The organism is Polaromonas sp. P3_C2, assembly GCF_056402675.1.
Map to the genome: position 1 here is coordinate 1 of NZ_JBFUGX010001041.1, position 991 is coordinate 991.

Sequence of the window (991 nt, forward strand, 5' to 3'; positions counted from 1 at the left end):
AGCTTTTCGTCATCGGCCGTATTGCACTCTTTATCAACTCGATCCCAATAGCCCGCCATCCACGAACACCACCCACCACAAGGAACAAGCTGCTCCATACCTAGAGCTGACGGGGGATTTGATATGAGCTTATCCAAAGATCTCAAGCTTTCCAAAAAATTTCCCGGATGAGTCGCCGGAATGATGAGATGCTTCGCCTCTTCACGGTGAAGCCATATCTCCGCAACGGCAAACACAAAGTCTGGGCCATGATGATGAAATCTCTTTGTGAAATCTATAGATGATTGAATATTGACACGGACTTCGATCGAGAAACCTATCAAGCTAAAGTAATAAGAAGCACTGTTTACATCCATCATTTCGCCCCTGGTTTTCTTGTCCAGTTCGGAAAGCCAGCGTCACGCCCCGCTCTCCATTGCTCGTGAGTTAACTCACGCTGATTGACAACATATCCGTGCCAGTACTTGATACATTTTTGCTCATCAGTACGCTGCAACCGAAACATGACAAGTTCTCCGGTCAGACCGTCAAATCCAAGCTTCCATTCGCCTGCGCCCATCGAATTTTGCAGGGCGAACTCCGGATTTGCAGGCTCGGCTCCGCGGTTCCCAATTTGGGTTTTCCCGTGCTTTGGTGCATTCTCTCTTCCGACATCGTAAACGTCAGTGTATAACGCACAGCATTCTTTTTTCTCGGGTGAAGCCTCGACCTTTGATGCACCTTTGTCTTTATTTGCTTCCTGTACAGCCATCCACGTCAGGCCAGCAACTCCAACTCCCGCCACACATCCAGCAGGTCCTCCAAAACACCACGCTAACGATGCTTGCTTTCCATAAGGGTCAACAAAGGACGTTGGGTTTCCAGCGACATATCCAAAGGTGTTGATGCCTCCGGCRAGCCCAATAGGATCAGATTGAATGTATCGGCCAATGCGCGGGTTGTATTCCCGATTCCAGTTCTGGAACAGCCCACTCTCGGCATCAAAGGTTTG

The 991-nt window shown here is 49.2% G+C and carries 2 protein-coding genes; both read right to left on the minus strand.

Features of this window, described 5'->3' with window-relative positions; genetic code table 11:
- Positions 1-359, minus strand: a 359-nt coding sequence (locus tag AC1DWI_RS24420) for a hypothetical protein (RefSeq protein WP_477726078.1), incomplete at its 3' end; no start/stop codon positions are given.
- Positions 356-991: RHS repeat-associated core domain-containing protein (locus tag AC1DWI_RS24425; protein ID WP_477726079.1), on the minus strand; the 636-nt coding region annotated here is incomplete at its 5' end. The genes AC1DWI_RS24425 and AC1DWI_RS24420, both read right to left, overlap by 4 nt.